Here is a 20,931-nt window from a genome sequence, read left to right as displayed (position 1 = left end):
GGGGGTTGGCAGCGGTATAGTCTTTCCCATGAGGCGCTACTTTGGTACCGACGGGGTGCGGGGGGAGGCGGGCAAGCCCCCCCTGACCCCCGGGTTCGTCCTCAGGCTTGGCCAGGCGGCGGGGGCCTACTTCCGCCAAGTGGACCCTAAGCCTGTGGTCCTCCTGGCCAAGGACACCCGGGAGTCCAGCGACCTCCTGGAGGCCGCCCTGGCGGCGGGGCTCATGAGCCAGGGGGTGAGGGTGGAGCACCTGGGGGTGCTACCCACCCCCGGGCTTGCCTACCTGACCCGGCACCTTAAAGCCAGCGCCGGGGCCATGATCTCCGCCAGCCACAACCCCTACCAGGACAACGGCATCAAGTTTTTCGGGCCCGAGGGGGAGAAGCTTCCCGATCCGGTGGAGGAGGAGATAGAAGCCCTCCTGGAGGAGGAGCATCCCACCCGGGGCATCGGCACCGTGGGGGATTTCCGGGAAGCGGAGAGGATGTATCTGGACTTCCTCCTCTCCCACGCCCCCGACCTTTCGGGCCTTAAGGTGGGCCTGGACCTGGCCCATGGGGCCACCTACCGCTTGGGGCCAAGGCTCTTCCAGCGGGCGGGGGCCGAGGTGATGGCCTTCTTCAACACCCCCGATGGGCGCAACATCAACAAGGGATGTGGCGCCACGGATCCCAAGGCCCTTTCCCGCTTCGTGGTGGAGCTGGGCCTGGACCTGGGCATCGCCTGGGATGGGGATGGGGACCGGGTGCAGTTCCTAGACCGGAAAGGAAGACTTTTCCACGGGGACCACATCCTCTACCTCGCTGCCTTGGCCTATGGGGAAAAGGGGGTGGTGGGCACGGTGATGAGCAACATGGGCCTCGAGGTGGCCCTGAGGGAAAAGGGCCTTGGTTTCCACCGGGCGGCGGTGGGGGACCGGTACGTTCTGGAGGTGATGAAGGAAAGGGGGCTTTTCCTGGGCGGGGAACCCTCGGGCCACGTGATCTTTCTCCGGCACCACACCACGGGGGATGGCCTTCTCACCGCCCTCCTCACCCTGAAGGCCCTGAAGGCCCTAGGTGGGGACCTTGCGGACTGGTACGAGGCCCTGCCCATGTATCCCCAGGTGCTTTTGAACGTGCGGGTTTCCGACAAAAATCGGGTGGTGGCCCACCCAAGGTTCCAGGAGGCGGTGCGGGAGGCGGAAGGGAGGCTTAAGGGCTTCGGCCGGGTGAACGTGCGCCCCTCGGGCACCGAGCCCGTGGTGCGGGTGATGGTGGAGGCCAAGGAGGGGGCGGAAGAGGTGGCCAGGGAGCTGGCGGATCTGGTTTCCCGCCTGGACCGGGAGTAAGCTTTAGGTGGTGAGTTACGGAAGGGCCCACCTGGAGGAGCGCCTTAAGCGGGCGCTGGCCGAGGCCATCCATGGCCTGGAAGACCCCCGGCTCTTCCTCCTCACCGTGGAAGCGGTGCGCCTTTCCCCCGACGGCAGGGTGCTTACGGTGTACGTGGAGGCCTTCCGTGACGAGGAGAGGGCCCTTTTGGCCTTAGGCCATGCCGAGAGAAGGCTACTATCCGAGATCGCCCGGCGGGTGCGCCTGCGCCACCTGCCTCGCCTGGAGTTTGTGCCGTGGAGAGCGAAACCCGCATAAAGGTGCGGTATGCGGAAACCGACCAGATGGGGGTGGTCCACCACTCCGTGTATGCGGTGTACTTGGAGGCGGCCCGCGTGGAGTTTCTGGAGAGGGTGGGTCTGCCCTACCCCCAGGTGGAGGCAAGGGGGGTGGCCTTCCCGGTGGTGGAGCTAGGGATCACCTTCCGCGCCCCCGCCCGCTTTGGGGAGGAGATCTCCGTGCGAACCCGCCTGGCCCACCTTTCCCGGCGGGACCTCCTTTTCCGCTACCGGGTAGAGCGGGAGGGGGCGCTGTTGGCGGAAGGCTTTACCCGGCATCTGTGCCAGGTGGGGGAGAGGGCTGGCCGCATTCCGGAAGACATCTACCAAGCCTTGAGTGTGCTACACTTAGGATAGCATTGTGGGCATGAGCCACGACCCCTTTACGCTTTTTGAGCGCCACATCAATCCCGGCTTGGCAGGGTTGCTTCGCTTCACCGGTCTGGACCGGATAGAGTCCCATGCGGAAGGCCCCTACGTCTGGGACACCACGGGTAAGCGCTACCTGGACTTTTTGGGCCTCTATGGCACCTTGAACCTGGGCCACCGCCATCCCAAGGTGGTGGAGGCGGTTAGGACCCAGCTTGAGCGCATGCCCATGTCCGTAAGGGTCCTGGTCTCCGAGCCAACGGCGAGGCTTGCGGCCAAACTGGCGGAGATCACCCCCGAGGGCTTGGAGATGGTCTTTTTCGGCAACTCGGGGGCGGAGGCGGTGGAGGCGGCCATCAAGCTGGCCCGGGCCTACACGGGGAAGCCGGGCATCGTCACCACGGAGGGGGGGTTTCACGGGAAGACCATGGGGGCCCTTTCCCTCACCCCCAGGCCCCAGTACCAGGATCCCGCCAGGCCCTTGCTTCCCGGGGTCAAGGTGGTGCCCTATGGGGACCTGGAGGCCTTGGAGGCCGCCATAGACGGGGAAACGGCCGCGGTGATTGTGGAGCCTATCCAGGGAGAGGGGGGCATCCGGGTGCCCCCGGAGGGGTACCTAAAGGGGGTGCGGGAGCTAACCCGAAAAAAGGGCGTTCTCATGATCGCCGACGAGGTGCAGACCGGTCTTGGGCGGACGGGAAAGCTGTTTGGGGTGGACTGGGAGGAGGTGGCCCCCGACCTCATGACCCTGGCCAAGGCCTTGGGGGGCGGGGTGATGCCCATCGGGGCCTGCGTGGGTAGAAGGGAGGTCTTTGAGATCTTCCGGCAAAACCCCCTCTTCCACTCCTCCACCTTCGGCGGCAACCCTCTGGCGGCGGCGGCGGCCTTGGCGGCCATTGAGGTGACCCTCGAGGAGAACCTGCCCCAAAGGGCTTTGGAGATGGGGACGTACCTGATGGAGGGCCTTAAGGCCCTCAAGGCCCAGTACCCTCACCTGATAGAGGACGTGCGGGGCCGGGGCCTGATGCTGGGGGTGGAGTTTACCGATGCGGACATCGGTGCCTTGGTGGTGGCGGAGCTGGCGGAGAGGGGGGTGATCACCGCCTTTGGCCTCAATAACCCCAAGGTGGTGCGCCTCGAGCCCCCCCTCATCATCGGCAAGGAGCATGTGGACGAGGCCCTTTCGGCCTTCTCGGAGAGCCTGAAGGCCACGGAGAAGGCCCTGGAGGGCCTCCTGGGATAGGATGCGGGAAACCTTACTGGAGTTCTTCAAAAAGACCGGAAAACCCCACCGTTTGGAGGAGATTCTAAGGCGGTTTGGGTTGGAGAAACGGGAGGCCAAGGCCTACCTTAAGGCCTTGGTGCGGGAAGGGCTTTTGGAGAAGAAGGGAAGCCACTACTTCCTCCCTGCCCGGGTGCAGGGGCCCATCAGCCTTCACCGGGACGGGTATGGCTTCGTACGCCTTCCCGAGAAGGACCTCTTCATCCCCCCGGGCCACACGGGGGATGCCTGGCCCGATGACCTGGTGGAGGCCCGCGTCATGCCCCCTGGCCGGGACGGGAAGCCCTGGGGGGTGGTGGAAAGGGTCCTGAAGCGGGCCCGAAAGCGGCTTGTGGGTACCCTGGATTTTCGTAAGGGGTACGCGGTGCTCCTTCCCGATGAGCCGGGGCTTCCGGAACTGAGGCTACTTCCCGAGGGGCTTCATGGCCTCAAGCGGGGGAGCCGGATCGTGGTCAAGGTGCACTACCACCGGCGTCCCTATGGGGAGTTCTTGGAGTACCTGGGCGAGGGGGACACCCCGGAAACGGAAACCGAGGCGGTGATCGCCAAGTATGGCCTGAGGGCCGAGTTCCCGGAGGAGGTGCTAAAGGAAGCGGAGGCCATCCCCCTGGAGATCCCCGAGGCCGAGCTTCGGAGGCGTCAAGACTTCCGAGGCCTAAGGGTCTTCACCATTGATGGGGTGGACGCCAAGGACTTTGACGACGCCATCCACCTGGAGGTACTTCCCACCGGCTACCGGGTGGGGGTGCACATCGCTGACGTTTCCCATTACGTGAAGGAGGGTAGCCCCCTGGACCAGGAGGCGCTTCAGAGGGGGACCAGCGTCTACCTGCCGGGGCGGGTTTTGCCCATGCTACCCGAAAGGCTTTCCAACGGGGTCTGCTCCTTAAAGCCCCATGAGGACCGCCTGGTGCTCTCCGTGTTGGTAGATTTGGACCAGGAGCTCAACATCCAACGGGTCCGCTTCGCCGAAGGGGTGATAAGGAGCGTGGCCCGCCTCACCTACACCGAGGTGGAGGCCTTTGCTGAGGGGTTTGGCCTGCCCCAAGAGCATGCTTTTTTGGCGGAGGACCTGAACCTTCTCCTGGACCTCACCCAAAGGATGAGGGGGAGGCGCCTCGAGACGGGGTCCTTGGACTTCAGCTTCCCTGAGGTCAAGGTGGAGGTGGAAAACGGTGCCCTCCACCTCCTGCCCCAGGAGGAACCCAAGGCGCGAAGCCTGATTGAAGAGCTTATGCTTCTCGCTAACCAGGTGGTGGCCGAGCACCTGGTGAGGAAGGGGCTACCTGGGCTCTTTCGGGTGCACGAGGAGCCCTTGGAGGAGGCCTATGGGAAGCTCCGTACCGCCTTGGCCCGGCTGGGGTACGCCCTGCCGGAGAAGCTTTCCTCCAAGGCCTTGCAACGGGTGCTTCTGGAGGCCAAGGGGCGCCCGGAGGAGCCCGTGGTGGCCAACCTGGTCCTCCGCTCCTTGCGCCTGGCCCGGTATGCCGCCGAGAACCTGGGGCATTTCGGCCTGGCCATGGAGCACTACCTGCACTTCACCAGCCCCATCCGCCGCTACCCCGATCTGGTGGTGCATCGGGTGCTGAAGGCCATCCTCCGGCGCACCCTCACCCCGGCCAAAAAGGCCCGCTGGCAGGAGACCTTCCCCGCCATCGCCGAGCATGCCTCGGAGATGGAGAGGAAGGCGGAGGCGGCGGAGAGGGAGCTCACCAAGTACTACATGGCCACGTGGGCGGAGCTCCACCTGGGGGAGCGCTTCCTGGGCAAGGTGACCGGGGTGGCCAGCTTTGGCGCCTTTGTCATGCTGCGAAACGGGGTGGAAGGCCTGGTGCGCCTCGAGGCCCTAGGCCCCTACACCTATAGCGAGGAGGCCCTGGCCCTTTTGGGCCCCAAGGGCAAGAGGATCCGCCTGGGGGATGCGATGGAGGTGGTGATCGCCGCCGCCAATCCCAGGCTTCGGCAAATAGACTTCCTGCCCTACCGGGAGGAGGATCATCAAGAGGATGCCCGGGCCAAGCCGGCCCGGGGGAAGGAGGCCAAGGAGGTAGCCATGCGCAAAGTGGTAGGACCGCCCAAGGATAGGAACCGCGACGAACGGCCGGAAAGGGCCACGGTGAACACCGTCTACTTCGGGGAGTGGACCCCTAAGGACGAGGGTCCAGCCCATCGTCCGGTGGAAACCCGCACCAGAAGGCGCCGGCGGCGCCGCTAAAGGACCAGGGTTCCCGCGCCCACCGCGGAGAGGGTAGGGGCCTCGAGGTCCAGGCGGTAGGCCAGAACCTGCCCCTTCCTGCCGGCTAGGAGGGGGGCTAGGCTCCTCACCACCTCCACCGCATCTATGCGGGTGGGGTTGGCCCCCAGGTGGGCCAAAGCCGCCTCCACCTCCCCTTGGGCCAGCCTCTCCAGAAACCCTAGGTCCCGCCTCCTGGCCTCCTCCGCCAGGGGACGGGAAAGGGGGGGATCGCCAAAGCGGGGTCCCACGTGGGAAAGGTCCACCGCCAGCACCAAGAGGCCGGGGTAGTCCCTTTGGACCACCCGCAAGGCTTCCCCCAGCTCGAGGCCCCCCCGGCCCACCAAAAGGGGCAGGACCTTGGCCTGGGGAAAGACCCCCTTGAGGAAGAAGAGGGGTAGCTCGAGGCTGTGCTCCTCCCGGAAGGCCAGGGGCGTGTTGAAAAGCTCGTAGGGGAGGAGGGTATCTAGGGCCTGGAGGGCAGGGAGGTCGGGGAGGGCGGGGCCGAAGGGGGTGTGGAAGGGAACGGGAAGGGCAGCGGCCTTTTCCTTGAGGGGCCGGTGGGCCACCCCCACCAGGTAGAGGCGTTCCGGCGGAGGCAGGCTTTCCAGGGCCGCCAAGGCGGCCCCGTAGACCTCGGGCACGCGGCTGGGTTCCAGGTGGGGTAGGAGGAGGACCTCGGGGCGGGGCCCGGCTTCCCCAGGGAAGCTGGCCCGGAAGGCCTCGAGGAAGGCTTTGGCCTCCTCCTGCCCAGCGGGGTAGGAGAGGCCTGAAAGGCGCATGGGGCGCTCCTTTTTCAGCTTGTCCTCTTCCTCCTTAAGCCGCCTCTCCACCTCCTCGGTAAGGAGCAGTCCGGCCTCCTCCAGGGCCTTGACCAGCTCCTCCAGCTCCTTCTTAGGTACTAGCACCCCGTGGGTTTTAAATACCTCCTCCTGCACCTCCTCCAGGGTGCGTCCCTCCAGGAGGGAGAGGAGGAAAAGCCCTCCTTCCGTAAGGGCCAGGGGTTTGGGGAAGACCCCGTAGGGGTCGGAAACCAGGAACCCCCCCTCAATAGGGGTGATCTGGGGTTCCCGCAGGCGTATCCGCTCCATGCCCCTTCCAATATAGGAGAAAGGCCTTGGCCTCTTCTGGGGTCGTCACCCTTCCCTCCACCTGGGCCAAGAGGAGGGCTTGCAGGGCCTTCCCCACCAGGGGGCCGGGCCTTAGGGAAAGGAGGGCCATCACCTCCTCCCCGGAAAGGAGGGGACGGGTGGGCAGGGGCTGGGATAAGGCCTTTTGGTAGGCTTCCAAGACCCTCCAGGCCTCCTCCTCCACCCCCCTTGTGCCCAGGCGGTCTGCGGCCATGAGGTAAACCAGGTGGGGCAGAAGGTCCTTTCGGCGAAAGAGAAAGCGCCGGAGGGCTTTGGCCTCGTCCGGTAACCGGTCCATGTGGCGGCGCACCAAAGCCTCCACCTTTTCCACGGCCTCCTTGGGAAAACGGAGCCAAAGGAGGGCGGCCTTGGCCATCTCCGCCCCCACCTCCGCATGCCCCAGGAAGCGAAAGCGGCCCACCTGGGGGTCAAAGCGGCGGGTTAAGGGCTTGCCCATGTCGTGGAAAAGGGCGGCCAGCCGGGCCTCTAAAGGGGCCTCCGGCCAAAGCCAAAGGAGGTGGAAGACCACGGAAAGGGTATGCCGCCAGGCGTCCAGGTGGTGGACCCCTCCTTGCTCCAGTCCCACCAAAAGGCGGAGTTCGGGAAGATAAGGGTCCAAAAGCCCCACCCCTTCCAATACGTGTAGACCCCAAGACGCCCGCGGGGATAGGAGGAGGCGGGCGAGCTCCTCCTTTACCCGTTCCCGGGCCGGCAGGGCTTCCGGGTGCCCCCTGAGGAAGCGGGCGTGGCGGGAGAGGGCGTTGCGGGTTTTCCCGGGCAGGCCAAGGCCTAGGCTGGCCGCCAGGCGCACCGCCCTTAGGCTTCGCAAGTGGTCTTGGTAAAGGTTTTCCTCCCGCACCGGGACCAGGACCTTTTGCCTTAGGTCTTCCACCGCCCCCTTTAGCCCCCACACCCGCCCCCCCTTCCAGGCCAGGGCATTTAGGCGGAAATCCCGCTTAAGAAGGTCTTCCTCCAGGCTGCCTTCCAGGGGGGAGAAGTCCAGGACGAGCTTTCCCGTCACCAGGCGGTACTGGCCCCGCTCTGGGTCCAAGGGGAAAAGGGTGCCCCCAAGGTGCCCTTGGGCTTCCTCCGCCGCCCGCACGGGGTCTAAAGCGGCGAAGTCCAGGTCCCAGGGCCTTTTCCCCAGAAGAAGGTCCCGTAAAGCACCCCCCACGGGGATGGCCCCCTTGGGGGTATAAAAGGGGAAGTCCCTATGGGCGATCGGGCGAAGCACCCCATTATTATCGGCATCACCGGGAATATCGGCAGCGGCAAAAGCACGGTGGCTTCCCTCTTGCGGGCCTGGGGATACCCGGTGTTGGACCTGGACGAGCTGGCCCAAAGGGCCAGGGAGAATAAGAAGGAGGAACTGAAAAGGCTTTTCCCGGAGGCCTTCAAGGGGGAGGAGCTGGACCGAAGGGCCCTTGCCCAGATGGTCTTTTCCGATCGCGAACGGCTAAAGGCCCTGGAGGACCTCCTCCACCCGGAAATCCGCCGGCTTTTGGCCCAGGAGCTTGCCCAGCTTAAGGCTCCTTTGGTCTTCCTGGAGATCCCCCTTCTTTTTGAAAAGGGTTGGGAGGCCCGCCTGGATGGGACCCTTTTGGTGGTCGCCCCCTTGGAAGAGCGCATCCGGCGGGTGATGGAGCGCTCTGGGCTTTCCCGGGAGGAGGTCTTGGCCCGGGAGAAGGCCCAGATGCCCGAGGAGGAGAAGGGGAGGCGGGCCACCTGGGTTTTGCAGAACCGGGGGGGATTGGAGGAGTTGGAGGAGGGGCTAAGGGAGATTCTTACCCGCATCCGGGAGCGCTTTGGGCTAAGCTAGAGGGCATGCGGGTGGCCTTGGTATCGGGAGCAAGCCGGGGAATCGGGGAGGCCATCGCCCGGGCCCTCCACGGGAAGGGGTACCGGGTGGGCCTCTTGGCCCGGGACGAAGGGCGGCTTCAGGCCTTGGCGGCGGAGCTAGGGGAAGGGGCCTTGGCCTTCCCTGGCGATGTGCGGTCTTTGGCGGATTGGCAGCGGGCGGTGGCGGGCCTTTTGCAGGCCTATGGCCGGCTGGACCTCCTGGTCAACAACGCCGGGATTGGCCTCATGAAGCCCATCCAGGAGCTTGGCGAGGAGGAGCTCCGCCAGGTTCTGGACGTGAACCTGGTGGGCCCCTTTTTGGGTCTCAAGGCGGCTTTGCCGGCCCTCTTGGCCTCCAGGGGCATGGTGGTGAACATCGCCAGCCTGGCGGGCAAAAACGCCTTTAAGGGCGGGGCCGCCTACAACGCCAGCAAGTTTGGCCTCCTGGGCCTCATGGGGGCGGCCATGCTGGAGCTTAGGGAGGAAGGGGTGCGGGTGGTGAACATCCTGCCAGGCTCGGTGGACACGGGCTTTGCCGGCAATGCGCTGGGCGCCTCCTGGAAGCTTTCCCCTCGTGATGTGGCCCAGGCGGTGCTCTTTGCGGCAGAGATGCCGGAGAGGGCCTTGGTGAGCGAGATAGAGCTCCGCCCCACCCATACCCCTCCCAAGGGGGGCTAAGCTGGGACCATGGCCTTGCCCAAGAAGCTGCAGGAAGCTTTGGACCTGATCCGCACCTTGCCCAGGGAGCTCAAAGCCCAGGTCCTCCTGGACTACGCCAAGAGGGTGCCCACCCCGCCCCAGGAAGTGGAGTTGGAACGGGTACACGAGTGCCAGACCCCTTTCTTCCTGAAGGCGGAGGTGGTGGAGGGCAGGGTTAGGCTTTACTTCTTTGTTCCCGATGAAGCCCCCACGGTGAAGGCCTTTGCGGGCCTGCTGAAGGAGGGCCTCGAGGGCGAGCCTCCCGAGGCCGTGCTGGCGGTACCCCCCACCTTTTACCAAGGGGCGGGGCTGGAGGAGCTCCTCACCCCCTTGCGCCTAAGGGGCCTCGAGGCGGCCCTTTTGCGGTTGCAGGACCAAGTGCGAAGGGCCTTATAGCCATGTTCCAGGCCTTCCTCCTGGGCTACTTTCTGGGAAGCTTTCCCGTGGCCTACTGGTTCGGGGCCCTTAGGGGAAGGGACCTCCTAAGGGAAGGCTCGGGCAACCCCGGGGCCCTGAACGCCTACCGGGTGCTGGGGCCGGTGCCCGGGCTCATGGTCCTCCTCTTGGACCTCTTCAAGGGGATCCTGGCGGTGGCCCTGGGGGAGGGGGTGGCGGGAAGTCCGGTGGGGGGCCTGGTGGGGGGTGTGGGGGCCGTGTGGGGGCACGCCTTCTCCCCCTGGCTTTTCCTCAGGGGGGGGAAGGGCCTGGCCACAGGGGCTGGGGTACTCCTAGCGGTGGACCCCCGGTTGCTTCTCGCCTCCTTCCTCCTTTGCATCCTCCTTTTGGCCTTCTTTCCCAGACCCTACCGGGTGGCCCTGGCCGTGGCCCTGGCCCAGCCCCTTTTGGCAGCCCTCGTCCACCCTTCGCCCCCCTTTTTGCTTTTCGGCCTGGGGCTAGGCTTTCCTGTGGCCCTGCGCCATCTTAGGGACTGGGACCGTTAGTAGGGCAGGGGCCAGGTGCGGAAGTAGCTGCGGATCCTCCCCCATAGCCCCACAAGCCCCAAGGGCTCCAGGATCAGGAAGATCAGGATGAGAAGGCCGAAGACCACGTTGCGCCAGGCGGCCAAGGTGGCGGCGTACTGGGGTCCCAGGGCCCCCACCAGGCTATTCAGAACCTCGGGGATCAGGAGCACGAAAAAGGCCCCTAAAACCGCCCCCAGCACCGTGCCTGCCCCCCCCACGATCACCATGGCCAGGTACTGGATGCTCACGGAAAGAGGGAAGTACTCGGGGGTCACCGCCTTGTAAAGCTGGGCCAAAAGCCCCCCCGCCACCCCAGCGTAGAAGGCGGAGAGGGCGAAGGCCAGAAGCTTCACCCGCACCAGGTCAACCCCCGCCACCCGGGCAGAGAGGTCGTTGTCCCGCACCGCCATGAAGGCCCGGCCCGCCCGGGTCATGAGAAGGCGCTTGGCGAAGAGGAAAAGGGGCAGGGCGAAGAGGAGGACCAGGTACCAAAGCCTTTCCGGGGTGTCCAGGGAGAGGCCGAAAAGCTCGGCAGGGGGCAGGGTCCGTCCCCGGATGCCCCCGGTGACGGCCTCCCAGTTTTTGAAGACGTAGTCGGCCAGGAACTGGAAGGCCAGGGTGGCGATGGCCAGGTACACCCCTTTGATGCGCAGGGAGGGGAGGCCCAGGATGAGGCCCAAAAAGGCGGCGATAACCCCCCCCAGGAGGATGCCCAGGGGGGCCAAGGGGCCATAAAGGTGGCTTGCCGTGTAGGCCCCCACCCCCATGAAGGCGGCGTGGCCCAAGGAGATCTGCCCCGCTCCTCCCACCAGAAGGTGCAGGCCCATGGCGCTTAAGGCGCCGATGGCCACCAGGGTGGCCACGTACATGGGGTAGGGGGAGAGAAGAAAAGGCAGGAGGAGGAGAAGAAGCAGGAAGACCCCCAAGGCCAGGCGCCCCAGGGGCGTGCTGGCGTACGCTTCGTCCTCCCGGTAGGTTTCCCTCACCGCCCGGGCGAAACGGCGGCTAAAGGCATCGGTCAGCCCTTTGGCAAGGCGATACATCCTAGACCTCCTGCACCTCCAAGGTGGCCTCGAGCCTCCCTTCCCCCTCCAGGTAGCGGATGGGGAGCACCACCTCCACCCGCCCACCTTCGCCGTAAAGGGCCTGGATCACCGGGCCGTAGCGGGCCTCCACCACCTGGCGCCGGACCTTGCGGGTGCGGGTGATCTCCTCGTCGTCGGGGTGGAGTTCCTTGGGGAGGATGGCGAAGCGCTGGATCCTGAGCTTTTCGGGTAGGGTCTTGTTTACCATGCGGATCTCCTCGGCGATTAAGGCCCTTACCTCGGGCCTTTCCGTGAGGGAAAGGTAGGTGGTGAAGGGAATCCCCCGCCTCCTGGCCCAGTTCTGCACGTTTTCCGGATCCAGCTCTATGAGGGCGGTCACAAAGGGCTTCCCATGCCCCAGCACCACGGCCTCGCGAATGTAGGGAGAGTACTTTAGACGGTTTTCCAAAAACTGGGGGGCAAAACGGGTCCCATCCAGCAGGGCCCCCACCTCCTTAACCCGGCCTAGGATCACCAAGTGCCCTCGCTCGTCAAAGAAGCCGGCATCCCCGGTGCGGAAAAAGCCGTCTTCCGCGAAGCTCTCCGCTGTGGCCTTTTCCTGGCGGAAGTAGCCCTGGAAGACCTGGGGGCCTTTCACCTGGATCTCCCCCTCCTCGCTGATGCGCACCTCCGTGTGGGGAAGGGGTGGCCCCACGGTCTCGGGCGGGGCGTCCCCGGTGGCGTGGGCGGTGGTGGCGGCGGCGGTTTCCGACTGGCCATAGACCTGGCGGATGTCCAGGCCCAGGGCGCGGAAGAAGGTAAAGACCTCGGGGCCCAGGGGGGCTCCTCCGGTGACGGCGATGCGGCAGGCGGCAAGGCCCAGCCTGGCCCTAAGGGGCCTGGCGATGAGGGGGTAAAAGAGGGCCCTCTTAAGGTTCAGCCAAAGGCCCACCTTCTCCCCCCGGAACTCCCGGCTTGCCCCCTCCAAGAGGGCTCCCATCCCCACCCGGTAGAAGAAGGCCTTCAGAAGATCGGCATCTGCCATGCGGCTTTGGATGAGGCTGGCCATGTCCTCCCAAAGCCTCGGAGGGGCCAGGAAAAAGTCGGGCTGAACCTCCTTAAGGTCTTCCCTTAAGGTGGTGGGGTCCTCGGGGAAGTGCACGGTGGAGCCTTCCACCAGGCCCTGGACCACGGTGAGCATCTGTTCCCCGATCCAGGGTAAGGGCAGGTAGCTGAACACCCAGGCGCCCCTTTGAAAGCCTAGGGCTTCCCGAAGGGCGAAGTGGCCAGCCAAGAGGTTTTCGTGGGAGAGCATGGCCAGCTTGCTCCTCCCCGTGGTGCCCGAGGTGGGGGCGAGAAGGGCGATCTCCTTGGGGTGACGCCTTTTTAAGGCCTCCTCCCCCACCCTGGGGTCCCCGAGGGCCTGGCTGAAACGCTGGACCTTGCCTTGGAAGTGGCGGGACATCCCCGCCTCCTCCCAGACCAGGACGAAGTCCACCAGGTGCAGATGGGGATAGACCTTGTCCAGCTGCTCCTCGTCGGAAACCACGATCCCCTTGGCCCCGGTGAACTCCAGGAAGTAGCCCACCTCCTCGGGCATGGCGTCGGCGTAGATGCCCATGGGCAAGGCCCCTAGGGTCTGGGCGGCCAGCTCGGCCTCCACCCACTCGGGGGCATTGTGGCCGAGGATGGCCAGGACCTCCCCCTCCCTTAGGCCCAGGGCCCATAGCCCTCCCGCCAGGCTAAGGGTGCGTTCCAAAAGGTCTTTCCAGGAGGTCTTCTGCCAGATACCCAGCCGCTTCACCCTAAGGGCTGGGGCTTCTGGCTCCTGCTTGGCATGCTGGTACAGGTAGGCAAGCAGCGTCCCTTCCATAGCGCCTCAAGCTTGCCCCAGGTAGGCTTCCGCCACCTTGGGATCCTGGCGCACCCCTTGGGGAGGGCCATAGTAGAGCACCTCCCCGTAGGAGAGGACCAGGACTCTGTCGGAAAGCTCCAGGACCGCCCTGAGGTCGTGCTCCACCCAGAGGAGGGTTACCCCCCACTCCTCCCGGGCGTCCAGGAGAAACCGGGCCAGGTCCTGCTTCTCCTCCAGGGAAAGCCCGGCCATGGGCTCGTCCAGGAGGAGGAGCTTGGGCCGGCTAGACAGGGCCCGGGCCACCTCCACCCGCTTTTGCAACCCGTAGGGAAGCATGCCTGCAGGGGCGTGGCGGAAGGGGGAGAGGTGGAGGTAGTCCAGGACTTCCTCGGCCCAGGCCCTAAGCTGCCATTCCCGCTCGGCCCGGGGTAGGGCCAGGGGGTAGGCGGGCAGGGCCAGCTCGGCCCCTAGCTTCACGTTTTCCAAAACGCTCATGCCCCGGAAGATCTCCAGGCCCTGGAAGGTGCGGGCTAGGCCCATGCGGGCCCTATCCTGGGGGCTTTTCCCCCGGAGGTTTTGGCCCAGGAAGACCACCTCGCCCTTGTCGGGCTCATACACCCCGGAAAGCACGTTCAGAAGCGTGGTTTTCCCGGCCCCGTTGGGCCCGATTACCGCGAAGAACTCTCCTTCAGCTACGCTGAACTCCACCCCCACCAGGGCCTTTACCCCCTTGAAGGAGAGGTGAAGGTTCTTGGCCTCGAGGATCACACCCACCGCTTCCTCCTTCGGTAGCGCTTGGCTTGGCGGAAGCCCACCTCCTCCTTGCCCAGGTAGAACTCCATCACGTCCTGGTCTTCCTGGGCGGCTTTGGCGTCGCCGGCAAACACCACCCGGCCCCGCTCCAAAACATAGACGCGGTCCACGATGGCCAGGGCTGCCCGGGCGTTTTGCTCCACCAGGAGGAGGCTAAGTTTTTTCTCCTTTCTCAGGGCGTCCAAGGTGCGCATCACTTCCTCCACCAGCTTAGGGGCGAGGCCCAAGGAGGGCTCGTCCACCACCAAGACCTTGGGGCGGGTGAGGAGGGCCATGCCCAAAAGGAGCATCTGTTGCTCGCCTCCCGAGAGGTAACCCGCCTGTTCGTGGCGACGCTCGTAAAGCCTGGGGAAGCGGGCGAAGACCTCCTCCATGCCCTCCTTCAGCTCCCGGGGGGAAAGGCGGTGCCCTGCGGCCACCAGGTTCTCCATGGGGGTCAGGTAGCGGAAAAGGGGGCGCCCCTCCAGGACTGCGGTAAGCCCCAAGCCCGTGATGCGCACCGGGTCCAGGTGGGTGGCTTCCTGGCCAAAGAGCCGCACATGCCCATCGAGCACCCGCCCCTCAAACTTGGGAAGAAGCCCCGCCACCGCCCGCACCAAGGAGCTCTTGCCGGCCCCGTTGGGCCCCAGGAGGGCCACCGCTTCCCCCTCCCTTACCTCCAGGGAAACCCCATCCAGGGCCAGGATTACCCCCCGGTAGACCACCTTGAGGTTTTCTACGGACAGGATCATACCCATTCTCTCAGCATCTTTCCCCTTGGCCATGAGGCCCGGAAGAGGCCGCTACCGGGGTGGCCTCATACCCTTTCCTCCTGTTTCGTTCTCTAAGCCCCAACGAGATGACACCTACCGGAGGCCTTTTCCGGGGCCCCCACCCTGGCGCAAGCCAGGGTGGGGTGGTATCACACCCTTTCGATCTGCCGCTCGCCCAGTAGACCATAGGGCCGCACCAGAAGTACCAGAAGCACCACCACGAAGGGCAGGGCTTCGGTGAAGCCGGGGAGGAGGGGTTCCAGGTAGCGTTGGGAGAGAGCCTCCAGGACCCCCAACATAAAGCCTGCCAGCAGGGCCCCGCCCACCGAGTCCAGCCCGCCCAAGATGGCCACGGGGAAGACCTTAAGCCCAAAGAACACCAGGTTATGCCCTACCCCGCTGGCCACGGCCAAAAGGGCTCCGGCCAGGGTGGCGAGGAGGGCGGAGATGCCCCAGACCCCCGCCAGGATGCGGGCGGTGGGGATGCCCAGGGCCAGGGCCGCCACCTCCCGCTCGGAGATGGCCCGCACCAGGACCCCATAGCGGCTTTTCCTGAGGAGCCAAAGGAGGCCCAATCCCAGGGGCAAGGCCAGAAGGAGGTTCCAGACAGCCCGGGAAGGTACGAAGGTGTCCCCCAGCTGGAAGCCCAGCTGGGGAAGTTCCCCCCTGAGGTACTTGAGGTCCGGTCCCCACAGGAGCTGCACCCCGCCATCCAGGGCTGCGGCCAACCCGATGGTGGCCATGATCACCGCCACCACGTTCCGCCCCAAAAGGGGCCGCACGAAACCCCGCTCCACCAGGAGTCCGAAGAGAAACGCCATGGGCAGGGCAGCCAGCATGGCCAGGGGGAGGGGTAGGAATAGGGCGAAGGTGTAGGTGAGGTAAGCCCCTACCAGCAGGAACTCCCCGACGGCGAAGTTCACCACGCTGGTGGCCCGGTATACCAGGACGAAGCCTAAAGCCAGAAGGCCGTAAAGGGCCCCGTTGGCCAGGCCGCCGATGAGGTACGGTAAAAGGTCAGACATGGGCGTGTAGCAAGGCCCCCAGGTGGGAAAACCTGGGGGCGGGATAGGGGCTAGGCCAGTTTGATCCAGTCGGTGATGGCGTTGAAGCGGCCATCCTTCACGCTGGCCCGGTAGAGTTTGGTGTAGGGAAGGCGATGGTTTACGAATTGGAAGTTATGCAAGAGCCCCAGGCCGTTGTAGTCCCCCAGCTTCTCCAGGTATTCCACCACCCCGGCCCGGTTCAGCTTGCCCGCACCCGCTGCCCGGCGCATGGCCTCGGCGATGGCCAGCACCACCGCCAGGCTGCCCATGTAGTAGGTGGGGCGGTAGGAGGTGTCCCGGCCCTTCCGCTGCCGGAACTTCCGCATCTCATCCACGGCTGGCACCAGGGTGTCGTACCAGTAGGCGTTGTGGTAGGTGACGGTGAACCCCTCGGCAGCGGGACCGGCCCGCTGGATCAGGGCCAGTTCCGCCGAGTAATACGTGCCCATAAACTGCGCCCTCAAGCCCTGTTCCCGGGCGGTGCGCAGGATCAGGGGTTCGGCGGAGAGGGCATAGCCCTGGAGGATCACGAAGTCGGGGTTGGCCCGGCGGAGGTTGAGGACCACCGGGGTGGCATCGGTGAAGGCGGGAGGGGTTACCTCCTCGTGGACCACCTCCATGCCTAAAGCCTTGGCCCTTTCCTTGGCGTAGGGGATGGGGTCGCGGCCAAACTCGGTGTTGGAGTAGACCAAGGCGATCTTAGCCCGGCCCTTCTGCAGACGGATCTGTCTCAAGAGGGCCTCCATCATGTCGTTGTACGTGGGGCCGAAGACGAAGATGGTGGGGTAGGTCTTGGGGTCAGCCAGCTCGTTGGCGAAGCTGGTGGCGGAGTAGGGAAGGCCCATGCGGGCGATCTCCGGGGCCAGGGCCTTGGAAAGGCCGGTGGAATCCCCGTAGACGAAAAGAAGCTCGTCGGGGCGCTCCCGGGACACCACCCGGTTGAAGGCGGCGGTACCCTTGGCCACGTCGTAGCCGGTATCCTCCACGATAAGCTCCAGCTTTCGGCCGCCAACGCCCCCCAGAACCTCGTTCACGTAGTCCACCCCGTCCACGAAGCCCTCCCGCCCGGCATTCCCGGCAAAGGCGAAGGGCCCGGTGAGGGGAAGGAGCACCGCCAGCTTCACCGGCCTAGCCTGGGCGGTGGCGATATAAGGCATGCCCACCGCCGCCAGTGCACCTACACCCAGCTTCTTCAAGAACTCCCTGCGCTTCATCGCTTACCTCCTTTCGGGTTGTACTCGGTGAAAAGATACCATGCCCGAAGCCGCCCGGCAAGTCCTTTGCCAAGGTCTAGGATGAAAGCATGCGTTGGCATGCCGTTTACCGCCGCTTTGTTCTGGGCCGCCAATACCGCTTTGCCCGCGAGGCCCTGGTGCCCCATTTCTTTGATGCCCTGACCGCCTATGCCCTGGAGCTTTCCCGGCTGGGCATTCCCCAGGCGGGAGAGGCGGTGGTGGCCTTGAGGGAGCTCCGCACCCTACCGCTTCCCAGCTTCACCGGGGAGGTGGAGGATGTGTTTTTTTCCATCTACGCCCAGCTTTCCGAGCACTGGGGGGAGGAGGTGGCGGGGGCCATCCGCCGGGGGCTTTCCCGCAACGATTTGGACCTCACCGTTTTCCGTGCCTACCTCAGGGACCAGGTGGTGGCCTTGCTGGGGGACTTCCTGCGCCTAAGGGAAGCGGTCTTGCAGGTGGCGCAATCCCACGCCGGGGTGCCCTTGGTCCTTCGCACCCACCACCAGCCGGCCCAGCCCTCCACCTTGGACCATTACCTCCTGGGGATAGCGGCGCTTTTGGAGAGGGATTTCCGCCGCCTAAGAAGGGCTTTGGATACCCTGGACCGCTCTCCTTTGGGGGCCAGCGCCCTGGCGGGAAACCCCTATCCCGTGGACCGGGCGCGGCTGGCGGCCCTCTTGGGTTTCGCCGGACCCGTGGAGAACACCTTGGACGCCGTGGCCTCGGGGGATTATGCCCTGGAGCTGGCCGCGGCCTTGGGGGGAATGGGGGCTAGCCTTTCCCGATTCCTCACCGACCTCCTTTTCTGGGCGGAGCGAGGGGCCTTTGTGGTGGGGGAAAGCGTGTCCCAGGGCTCCAGCTTTATGCCGCAAAAGCGGAATCCCGTGGTTTTGGAACACGCCCGCATCTATGCGGGTCAGCTCCTGGGGGGAATGGGTACCCTGGCCTTTTTGAACCACAATACCCCCTTTACCGATCTAAACGACCACTCCACCGGGGTATTGGAGCCTTTAGCCGACCTTTTGGAGCGGGCAGAAGGGGCGGTGGAGCTGACCCGGGTGGCCCTCGAGGAAAGCCGCTTTGACCCCGTCCTCCTCCTGGAGGAACTCTCCCCCGAGGTCCTGGCCTCGGAGGCGGTGGACCTTCTGGTGCGGAAGGGCGTGCCCTTGGGGGAGGCTTACCGCCGGGTTCAGGGGACCCTGCCCGGGGTGCGGCCGGAACGCTTGGGGGTGGAGCGGGAGGAACTTATCGCCTGGATGGGCCTGGAGTCCTTCTTTGCCCGCCGGGAGGTTCTGGGAGGGGTGGGCCCTAAGGCCAGGGAGGAGGCCCGAAAGGAAGCGCAAAGGCGCCTAAAGGAGGATGGGAAGGACCTGGCGGCCCTAAGGGCCCGGGTGCGCTTGGCCCGGCGCCGGTTGGCGCGGGGACCTTAGCACCTCCAGGCGGAGGAAGGCCACCAGGCTGCGGAGGAGCAGGGGGAGGTATAGGCTTTGCAGCCCCAGGAAGAGGAACCAGGCCATAACCCTGAAAAATCGGCTTTCCAAGCCGTCCGCCAGGGCATGGGTAGCCAGGGTGAAGGCGGCCATGGGGAAGACCAGGGCCCAAAGGCCGGGCGCAAAGGGAAGACGCACCTTTTTGATGGCCAGGTTTTCCAGCAGGAGGGCTAGGGCCAGGACAAACCACCACCCCCCCAATCCCCAAAGGAAGGCCCCCAGGAGGTAGAAGCCCTCGAGGCTCCCGGCGTAAAGCCCTGCTTGCTGGGCCCCTTTAAACAGGGAAAGGGGCGCCAGAATCCCCACGCCCACCGGGGCAAGGCCCACGAAGAGGCTGGGCACCATTTCCGGGGCGGGGCGGTCGTGGGCGTAGAGGCGGGAAAGGAGCATGGCCCCCACCAGGAGGAAGAGCAGGAAGCCTAGCCCCAAAAACGCCAGCATCCCATAGAAGGCCTCCCGGCCCAACAGGGGGAGGAGAGGACCCCCCACCAGCGGCACCACGATGGCGGAAACCGGGGGTATGAACCAGGTGCCGTTGGCGGCCTCGAGGGGAAGGCGCAGCCGGGTGACGATCATATAGGTCACCACCAGGTTCAAAAGGAGGACCAGCGGTGCACCGACCACGAAGAGCCCCAGGGCCAAACCTATCCAGCCCACCACCTGGTGGCTGGCTAGGCCGAAGAGCAAGAAGGCTAAGGGGAAGGTGGCGTAGAGCTGGGAGAGGAGGGGGTGGTGGAGCTCCCGCCAGACTGCCGGGGCGTGGGCCAGGAGCTTGGCCAGGAAAAGGCCAAGGCTGGCCAAAAAGAGCAGGGCGGTAAGGCCATAGGCCAGCTGGGCCAGGTCCTCGAGGCCAAAGCGCTTCAGGACCACGGCGACCCCGCTACTCCCCATGACCATGGCGAACCAGGCGGGATGAAAAAAGCGGACGCTCATGCCCCCATCTTGAGATAGGGGTAGGGGGTATGTCAACGGCCTCGGAAGTATTCCACGGTGAGCCGGATGCCTTCGGCAAAGCTCACCTGGGGGCGCCATCCATGGGCCATGAGCTTGTGGGGGGAGAGGACGCTTCGTTCCAGGTCCCCTGGGCGCGGGGGGGCAGGATTGACCTGGGGGGTCCGCCCGGCGGCCAGGGCCACGGCCTTTAGGACCTCCAAGGTGGTGTGCCCTTCCCCGGTCCCCACGTTGTAGACCCCCTCCAGGCCCTTTAGGGCCAGGTTGTGGGCCTGCACCACATCCCCCACATAGATGTAGTCCCGCACGCATCCCTCGTCCCCCGGGGTCTTCCGGGCGTAGAGGGTTACCGGCTCCCCTTTGAGCACCCTTTCCGAGAAGATGGCCACCACCCCAGCCTCCCCGTGGGGGTCTTGCCGGGGGCCATAGACGTTGGCGTAGCGCAGGGAAACCCACTTGAGCCCGTAGTTCTGCCCGTAGGCGGAAAGGTAGTGCTCAAAGCCCGCCTTGCTGGCGGCATAGGGGCTTTTGGGTTTGGGGGGCCAGGTTTCCTCGGCCTCTTCCCCCTCCGGCACCTCCCCGTAGATGGCCCCGCCCGTGGAGGCGAACACGATTTTTTCCGTTCCCCACTTGCGCATGGCCTCGAGGAGGTTGAGGCCTCCCAGGAGGTTCACCTCAAAGTCCAGAAGCGGGTTATCCACGCTCACCTTCACCGAGGCCTGGGCTGCCTGGTGGGAGACGTGGGTGGGGCGGAACTCCCGGAAGACCCGTTCCAGCCCCTCCCGGTCCCTGAGGTCCACCTTGTAGAAGTAGACCCCTTTGGGCACATGTTCCCGCTTACCCGTGGAGAGATTGTCAAGGACGGCCAGCTCTATGCCTTCCTGCAAAAGGCTTTCCACGATATGGCTTCCGATAAACCCCGCTCCACCCGTTACCAGCACGCGCATCCCTACCTCCTGCCTGCCCCTAGGGCAGGTAACCCGTCCATCGTACCTGGCGGCAGGGCCTTGGCTAGCCGATTTTTACCTCAGGTTCGTTGCCGGGCCGCCACTTGATGGTGCACCCCAGGGCGGGGGCCTCCTTAAGGGGGGGTTCTTCACCCCTGAGCAAGGCCTCTATGGCCGCCTCCAGATCGTGGCTTTGCACCTGGTCGGGGAACTTGGGGTTGTCGTTGACCCGGCCATGGTAGCGGAGAAGGCGGTTTTGGTCAAAGAGGAAGACCTCGGGGGTGCGCAAGGCCTTGTAGGCCTTGGCCACCTCCTGGGTTTCGTCCAGGAGATAAGGGAAGAAGATGCCGTGCTCCTTGGCGAACTCCACCATCTTGTCCGGGGCGTCGTCGGGGTAACGCTGGTAGTCGTTGGGGTTGATGCCCACGAAGGCCACCTGGCCCCGGTACTTCTCCGCCAGGGCCACGATCTCCTTGATGGAACCCTTCACGTAGGGGCAGTGGTTGCACATGAAGATCACCGCCAAGAAGGGCTCCTGGAACTGGGAAAGCCGGTACCGTCCCCCCCTGGGGTCGGGAAGTTCGGCGTCGATCAGGGGGCTTTCTAAGGGTAGCTCAGGGTACTGCAACATGGCGTTATCCTACCCGGTCCCACC

Annotated in this window: 21 protein-coding genes; 10 read left to right on the top strand and 11 right to left on the bottom strand. The window is 65.2% G+C overall.

From position 1 onward, the window contains the following. Positions 1–28 precede the first annotated feature (28 nt). From glmM to rnr, 5 genes are read left to right on the top strand one after another with little or no spacing between them, the layout of a single operon-like run. On the top strand, positions 29–1,330 hold the full coding sequence (gene glmM, locus DK874_RS02620; protein ID WP_114312492.1) for a phosphoglucosamine mutase: 1,302 nt from the start codon (positions 29–31) through the stop codon (positions 1,328–1,330). Positions 1,331–1,340: 10 nt separating this feature from the next. After that, positions 1,341–1,628: a ribosome-binding factor A gene (locus DK874_RS02615; RefSeq protein WP_114312693.1), complete on the top strand. Its 288-nt coding sequence runs from the start codon at positions 1,341–1,343 to the stop codon at positions 1,626–1,628. Beyond that, positions 1,607–2,005: an acyl-CoA thioesterase gene (locus DK874_RS02610; RefSeq protein WP_114312491.1), complete on the top strand. Its 399-nt coding sequence runs from the start codon at positions 1,607–1,609 to the stop codon at positions 2,003–2,005. Before DK874_RS02615 ends, DK874_RS02610 begins: the two co-directional genes overlap by 22 nt. Positions 2,006–2,015: 10 nt before the next feature. Next, positions 2,016–3,260 carry an aspartate aminotransferase family protein gene (locus tag DK874_RS02605; RefSeq protein WP_114312490.1) on the top strand — a complete coding sequence of 415 codons (1,245 nt, stop codon included), beginning with the start codon at positions 2,016–2,018 and terminating at the stop codon, positions 3,258–3,260. 1 nt (position 3,261) lies between these two features. Beyond that, positions 3,262–5,514, top strand: a complete 2,253-nt coding sequence (gene rnr, locus DK874_RS02600; protein WP_114312489.1) for a ribonuclease R — start codon at positions 3,262–3,264, stop codon at positions 5,512–5,514. Here rnr and amrB read toward each other — a convergent pair. Beyond that, on the bottom strand, positions 5,511–6,623 hold the full coding sequence (gene amrB / locus DK874_RS02595; protein ID WP_162798696.1) for an AmmeMemoRadiSam system protein B: 1,113 nt from the start codon (positions 6,621–6,623) through the stop codon (positions 5,511–5,513). The two genes, rnr and amrB, sit on opposite strands and share 4 nt — an antisense overlap. Beyond that, positions 6,580–7,896, bottom strand: coding sequence for an HDIG domain-containing metalloprotein (locus tag DK874_RS02590; RefSeq protein WP_114312692.1), 1,317 nt, complete (start codon positions 7,894–7,896; stop codon positions 6,580–6,582). The genes amrB and DK874_RS02590 overlap by 44 nt, the downstream gene beginning before the upstream one ends. Between DK874_RS02590 and coaE the strand changes: the two genes are divergently transcribed. Genes coaE through DK874_RS02570 form a run of 4 tightly spaced genes read left to right on the top strand, consistent with a single transcriptional unit; the run spans position 7,876 to position 10,141 of the window. Then, the gene (gene coaE / locus DK874_RS02585; protein ID WP_114312488.1) at positions 7,876–8,481 is read left to right on the top strand and encodes a dephospho-CoA kinase; all 606 of its coding nucleotides are present in this window, start codon (positions 7,876–7,878) and stop codon (positions 8,479–8,481) included. The two genes, DK874_RS02590 and coaE, sit on opposite strands and share 21 nt — an antisense overlap. A 5-nt stretch (positions 8,482–8,486) precedes the next feature. Continuing rightward, entirely contained in the window at positions 8,487–9,179 is a 693-nt protein-coding gene (locus DK874_RS02580) for an SDR family oxidoreductase (RefSeq protein ID WP_114312487.1), read from the top strand. A gap of 9 nt (positions 9,180–9,188) precedes the next feature. After that, positions 9,189–9,596 (top strand): SufE family protein, encoded by a 408-nt coding sequence (locus DK874_RS02575; RefSeq protein ID WP_114312486.1) that lies wholly within the window; start codon positions 9,189–9,191, stop codon positions 9,594–9,596. Between the two features lie 2 nt (positions 9,597–9,598). After that, complete coding sequence (locus DK874_RS02570) at positions 9,599–10,141, top strand: glycerol-3-phosphate acyltransferase (protein ID WP_114312485.1); 543 nt, start codon at positions 9,599–9,601, stop codon at positions 10,139–10,141. Here DK874_RS02570 and DK874_RS02565 read toward each other — a convergent pair. The 6 genes from DK874_RS02565 to DK874_RS02540 all read right to left on the bottom strand — a co-directional run bounded on the left by DK874_RS02565 (position 10,138) and on the right by DK874_RS02540 (position 16,867). Then, positions 10,138–11,205 carry a branched-chain amino acid ABC transporter permease gene (locus DK874_RS02565; RefSeq protein ID WP_114312484.1) on the bottom strand — a complete coding sequence of 356 codons (1,068 nt, stop codon included), beginning with the start codon at positions 11,203–11,205 and terminating at the stop codon, positions 10,138–10,140. The genes DK874_RS02570 and DK874_RS02565 overlap by 4 nt on opposite strands. A gap of 1 nt (position 11,206) precedes the next feature. Beyond that, positions 11,207–13,060, bottom strand: coding sequence for an AMP-binding protein (locus tag DK874_RS02560; protein ID WP_114312483.1), 1,854 nt, complete (start codon positions 13,058–13,060; stop codon positions 11,207–11,209). Positions 13,061–13,066: 6 nt separating this feature from the next. Next, entirely contained in the window at positions 13,067–13,810 is a 744-nt protein-coding gene (locus DK874_RS02555; RefSeq protein ID WP_439144802.1) for an ABC transporter ATP-binding protein, read from the bottom strand. Continuing rightward, positions 13,807–14,583: an ABC transporter ATP-binding protein gene (locus DK874_RS02550; protein ID WP_114312690.1), complete on the bottom strand. Its 777-nt coding sequence runs from the start codon at positions 14,581–14,583 to the stop codon at positions 13,807–13,809. Before DK874_RS02550 ends, DK874_RS02555 begins: the two co-directional genes overlap by 4 nt. 173 nt (positions 14,584–14,756) lie before the next feature. Beyond that, positions 14,757–15,632 (bottom strand): branched-chain amino acid ABC transporter permease, encoded by an 876-nt coding sequence (locus DK874_RS02545; protein WP_114312481.1) that lies wholly within the window; start codon positions 15,630–15,632, stop codon positions 14,757–14,759. Between the two features lie 50 nt (positions 15,633–15,682). Then, positions 15,683–16,867, bottom strand: coding sequence for an ABC transporter substrate-binding protein (locus DK874_RS02540; protein ID WP_114312480.1), 1,185 nt, complete (start codon positions 16,865–16,867; stop codon positions 15,683–15,685). Positions 16,868–16,956: 89 nt separating this feature from the next. Between DK874_RS02540 and DK874_RS02535 the strand changes: the two genes are divergently transcribed. Next, entirely contained in the window at positions 16,957–18,318 is a 1,362-nt protein-coding gene (locus tag DK874_RS02535) for a lyase family protein (RefSeq protein WP_114312479.1), read from the top strand. Here DK874_RS02535 and DK874_RS02530 read toward each other — a convergent pair. From DK874_RS02530 to DK874_RS02520, 3 genes are all read right to left on the bottom strand, one after another. Beyond that, positions 18,268–19,311 (bottom strand): SLAC1 family transporter, encoded by a 1,044-nt coding sequence (locus DK874_RS02530; RefSeq protein WP_114312478.1) that lies wholly within the window; start codon positions 19,309–19,311, stop codon positions 18,268–18,270. The two genes, DK874_RS02535 and DK874_RS02530, sit on opposite strands and share 51 nt — an antisense overlap. A gap of 32 nt (positions 19,312–19,343) precedes the next feature. Then, positions 19,344–20,276, bottom strand: coding sequence for an NAD-dependent epimerase/dehydratase family protein (locus DK874_RS02525; RefSeq protein ID WP_114312477.1), 933 nt, complete (start codon positions 20,274–20,276; stop codon positions 19,344–19,346). A 64-nt stretch (positions 20,277–20,340) separates the two neighbouring features. Next, complete coding sequence (locus tag DK874_RS02520) at positions 20,341–20,907, bottom strand: thioredoxin family protein (protein WP_114312476.1); 567 nt, start codon at positions 20,905–20,907, stop codon at positions 20,341–20,343. Positions 20,908–20,931 lie beyond the last annotated feature (24 nt).

Origin of the sequence: Thermus caldifontis (assembly GCF_003336745.1) — a bacterium.
Taxonomy (GTDB): Bacteria; Deinococcota; Deinococci; order Deinococcales; family Thermaceae; genus Thermus; species Thermus caldifontis.
The sequence above is the reverse complement of the archived record's forward strand: the minus strand, read 5'-3'. Positions and strand labels throughout refer to the sequence as shown.